We start from the raw sequence: 4670 nt of genomic DNA, 5'->3' as shown, positions 1-4670 counted from the left end.
GGAAACAACCTTTTATCCATCTAAATACCATATTTATCGCCTCCAATATAATATTGCATCTTTTCCATTATTTGGCAAAACCTTTGTTAACAGTGCCTATTGTATCTGCTATAGAATCTGCATGGAAAAATAAAGCACTTTCTTCTACATTACTTTTTCCTATAACAAAATCTCCAAAACCGTTATCTTATTTCCCATCAGAACTGCACAATCATATAAAAGAGACAGCGCTTCCCACCTATATAGAGGGTTTGCGAGAGATAGCTAATTTATATAGCCCACTTAATAAGTTAGAATGGCTATTTCGTTCTTTTAAAGGTGCCTGCACTTTAATGCCAATACCATTTTACATTATGTTTGCAATAAAATCTAATGAGGCTGGTGCCTTAGAAAGGGGAGGGGCAAATAGCATTCTTGATGAAATAAGGGCGCAAAATCTAGAACATACACTTTGTTTTGAACAGATAGATAACCTATTGATGTATGATTCCAACCTACCTGATTATTATTGCAATTAAGTGCCAAGCTACTAGATTTGTATACTTATTTATAGCCAAGCGCCAAAGTTTAACCAAGCTGTTGGCTTGGCAGGATATTTTGTGCAAAATACACTGGCACGTTTTTTATCAAATTGCTCTACTGCAGTTTTTGTATGTAATCCTCTAGTGCACATTGTATCAAATGCGCTACTTTTTATAACGATGCCAACAATTTTGATGTACTCTTATATCTATTACCTGCTTCTAGGTACTCTCTGCCTTAGATCATTAATTTTTTGTCATTGTATTTTATGATAACAAAAATTCTAATTCAACCTAACTTACTATATAGCTAAGGCGGTATAAAATGATTACATAAAAAGTAATTTTATTAAAACTTAACTTAATGATAACTAACCTATTTTTAAAATTAGTCATGTACCATTTCTATGACGCTTTAGCTATAGTAGCTAAGTTTACTTATGCATAGAAAGGTAATCCACAATTTTGTGCATTTTCATACTGTTGGAGCCTTTAACTAAAGCTACGTCTCCGTTTGAAAGAAAGCCAGAAATAGTATTTATAAGGCTATCCATTTCTTGAAAATGTAGGGCTATTAAATTCTTATTGTGAAATCTTGTGATAACTTCACTATGTGTAAACTCCATTAATTCACCAATGGTAAATAAGAAATCTATATTATTTAATATAAGCTGCTGAGCGATTTCTCTGTGCATGCTTTCAGAATCTTTGCCAAGCTCTTTCATATCACCCAGTATAGCAATAGATCTTAAGGATAATTGTTTTGCATATACAGATAACCCTTTAATAGCAGCTTTAACAGATAATGGGCTAGCGTTATATGAATCATCTATAATATGAGCGCCCGAAGGAGTTTTGATGATATGCCCTCTACCATGTGATGCGCTAATGCGGTCAATGAAGCTTTCATCAATTTCATACTGTGCTGCATAAATTGCGGCAAATGCGCATAGTATATTTTCGGCAAGATGTTCACTTATAAATCCATTCAAGAGAAAATCCCTTTTCTGCCCCAAAAGATTTAGTGTTATTTTTGTTTTAGAGCCATCAAACTCATATTTTTCAATCTTAAAATCGCCTTTCTTACCAAATGTCAATATATTAAATCTAGTTTCTATTAGTTGTCTTATAAATTTGCTGTATTCATCATCTGCATTTAAGATTACATAACCACCATCATTCATACCATCTATAATCTCTGCTTTAGCTCTTGCTATTTCCTCAATGGAATTAAACTGTGCAAGATGAGCGGGAGCTATACAGCTTATTATTGCAATATCGGGTTTTGCAATTTTTGAGAGGAATGAGATTTCACCGCTGGCGCTCATTCCCATTTCCAGTATGCACAGATCAGCATCATTTGGGCAATTGGCTAATGAAAGAGGCATGCCATAGTGATTATTAAAATTTCCTTTGCTAAAGTGTACATTATAGAGCTTGGATGTTAGCTCCGATATTATATTTTTGATTGTAGTTTTCCCAACACTTCCAGTAACGCCAAGTACCTTGACATTTTTAAAGCAGTGGTTTCGTTTATATTCAGCAAGCTTTATAAGTGCATCATGGGTGTTTTGAACTTTTATTATATTATCTCCATGTGCTTCAATATCTTGGTTAACTATACAAAGTGCTGCCCCTTTTTCTAATGCCTTGCCCCAAAAGATACCACCGTCTACATTTTTTCCCTTTATTCCTATAAATATACCTCCAGCATTTATAGCTTCAGTATTTATAGAGACCCCAGTAAAATTAGAAATGCAAGAAACATCCAAGCCAAGTGCTATACATATACTGTCAGTATCCCAAATGGGCATATTTACAATATTATTTGAAAAAATCTTTCATAAGTACAAGAAGAACCTCTATGAAAATTAAAAAGATAATAATCATTTCAAGTCTTGAGGAATGTGAATGCTGAAGTTCTGTAGATAAAATACCGTACAATTCCTGTATAACATTCAGCCTTGTATCAAGTACAGAAATTCTCTGCTCTAATTCCATGAAATAGACTGCCATTTCATAATACTGTTCATACATAGGCTTTTTCCAGAAAAAGTCTGGTGTATCCAGTACGTTTGTATTTAAACTTGCTGAATTTTTAGCAGAAAACAGATTCCCTATTTTTTTTGCCAGCTCTTTTCTTGAAAGTGATATTTTGCCAGTTTTAATAAGTTCAAGAGGTATAGATTTATTCTCATTAATAGTTTTTTCTATATAATTTTCAATCACCTCTAATTTAGCAGATTGAGCAAATCCATAAGAAAGTGAAAGCCTCAGATGTATTTCATTGCTTCCAAGCACAACAACATCACTTTCCTCATCTATATGAGTTGCAGATTTTTCACTAAACTTATATTCAAGTCTTTCTATCGTATTAGAATAAGATAAATCTTCAGCATATCCAGAGATGCTATCTAGTATAGATTTCTGTTCCTGAGCATCTACGCCCCAAAACACAACACATCCAAAATCAAAAATAAAAACCGCACTCTCAGGGTTTATCTCAAAATAGAGAACATCATAACTTATAGTACAAGAGCGACCAGAGGCACTAAGCAAACCTAATATCAAATTCAGATTGTAGCTAGTGCAAGTGCAGTACGAAGTAACCTGCATATTAATATCAAACAATTTACATCCATTATATAGATAAGTCCTTATCAGTCAACAGCTCTGCTAAAAAGCAATTCAATTATAAGGGTCTTTATAATATAATATGCTATTTTATATTCCAGTTTTCAAGCCAAAGTTCTGTAGTTAGAAGTGCAGCAAACGGGTGCATGTGCTCTACCATGCCGTGGGCGACCTTATGGATCAAATTTTGCATTTTATCTAGATCCACAAGATTATTTCTTGCAAAATAACCTTCCAGCAACAATTCTTGTATTCGTTTTATATTTTGTTGCAATCCAATTTGTAGCACTCCAGAAGTTTCTCCTTTAGATCTACGGAAAGGTAGATCTGTTTTGAAAAATTCACTAACAGCTCTTCTGAATGGTAATCTACTATTATGCTCATCATAAGAGTTGTATATTGGCATTTTTAGGCATAGCTCAACCATTGGCTGGGAATAGTACGGATAAAGGATTGGTACTCCCCCTGCTTTATTAGAGATCTTAGATTGAAATGGTCCAACGAAAATAGATAATATTTGTGCAAGTTTGGCAGGTGGGCAACCATTGTAACTTCGCATAAATCTTGGCATCAAGAGTTCTTTATATGTATTTTTATCTATACTACCCTTAAACCAATCACTTACTTTAAAATCATAATATTGTAACGGATTAAAGCTTTTTGTATAATGTTGATATAATCCTGATAATGCCTTTGTTAAGAAAAAGAATATGCTTTTTCTGCTAAGGCGAGTAAGCTTTCTTGCGTTATCTGTGATTCCACTTAGTCCTTTATCTAAAAAATAATCACAAAGGGCTCGATCTTGAATGCCTTCACAAAATATCTGATCGCCCCCATGGCCATCAAAAACTACTGATTTTCCAGCGACCACACTATCATCACCATCCCAAATTTGATTCACGATGCAAGTAAAAGATGGTCTATCTACTCTTTGTGATATTTTTTCCCCTATTCTTTTCCACGGTCTTGCATCACCAACCTTTTTTAATGATACGCCGCAGAAATCTGTTACCTTTTTTGCATGATTATATTCACTGGATGATGCCACTTCATCCACGCCCCAGGTGAAGGCACTTATTCTATCCTTATTATCTGTAACATGGGCAAGGCTCATTAGCATTGAGCTTGAATCAAGCCCCCCTGATAGTGAAACAGATACATTGAATTCATGATCTGATAATGCCTTAACTGTATTTAAAAATGTTGGTATTATTTCTTCATGAGAAAAATCCCCTTTTATTTCAAAAGGATTCCAAATTTGTACAAAGCTTATTTCTCCACGAGAAATTTTTAGACCAAAGCCATTTTCGACTTCAAATATTTCTTTAAAAGGTGTGCTTTCAGAATTTAATAACTGATTAAGATTGGCGAAAAATAGAGTGTAAAAGTGTTCGGTATTTAAATTTGCGCCAGCGCCCATAGGCACTGTTAACAAAGGTTGTATTTAATAGATGCTAAAGCTATAAAGGCAAGGAAAGAGAGATCGGATTTCTCAAATCGTAATGCTAAGCGTCG

At 34.1% G+C, this 4670-nt stretch carries 4 protein-coding genes; 1 reads left to right on the top strand and 3 read right to left on the bottom strand.

Annotated elements, in window-relative coordinates; all coding sequences use genetic code 11:
* On the top strand, positions 1-518 hold a 518-nt coding region (locus Cyrtocomes_RS05330; protein WP_322498156.1), incomplete at its 5' end, for a hypothetical protein.
* 437 nt (positions 519-955) lie between these two features.
* Here the strand turns inward: Cyrtocomes_RS05330 and Cyrtocomes_RS05325 are convergent.
* The 3 genes from Cyrtocomes_RS05325 to Cyrtocomes_RS05315 form a co-directional block, all read right to left on the bottom strand.
* Positions 956-2335 carry a UDP-N-acetylmuramoyl-tripeptide--D-alanyl-D-alanine ligase gene (locus tag Cyrtocomes_RS05325; protein ID WP_322498155.1) on the bottom strand — a complete coding sequence of 460 codons (1380 nt, stop codon included), beginning with the start codon at positions 2333-2335 and terminating at the stop codon, positions 956-958.
* 10 nt (positions 2336-2345) lie between these two features.
* The gene (locus Cyrtocomes_RS05320) at positions 2346-3092 is read right to left on the bottom strand and encodes an RMD1 family protein (RefSeq protein WP_322498154.1); all 747 of its coding nucleotides are present in this window, start codon (positions 3090-3092) and stop codon (positions 2346-2348) included.
* Positions 3093-3240: 148 nt separating this feature from the next.
* Positions 3241-4581 (bottom strand): asparagine synthase-related protein, encoded by a 1341-nt coding sequence (locus Cyrtocomes_RS05315; protein ID WP_322498157.1) that lies wholly within the window; start codon positions 4579-4581, stop codon positions 3241-3243.
* Positions 4582-4670: the final 89 nt, after the last annotated feature.

It is taken from the genome of Candidatus Cyrtobacter comes, from assembly GCF_034470605.1.
Taxonomy (GTDB): domain Bacteria; phylum Pseudomonadota; class Alphaproteobacteria; order Rickettsiales; family Midichloriaceae; genus Cyrtobacter; species Cyrtobacter comes.
The sequence above is the reverse complement of the archived record's forward strand: the minus strand, read 5'-3'. Positions and strand labels throughout refer to the sequence as shown.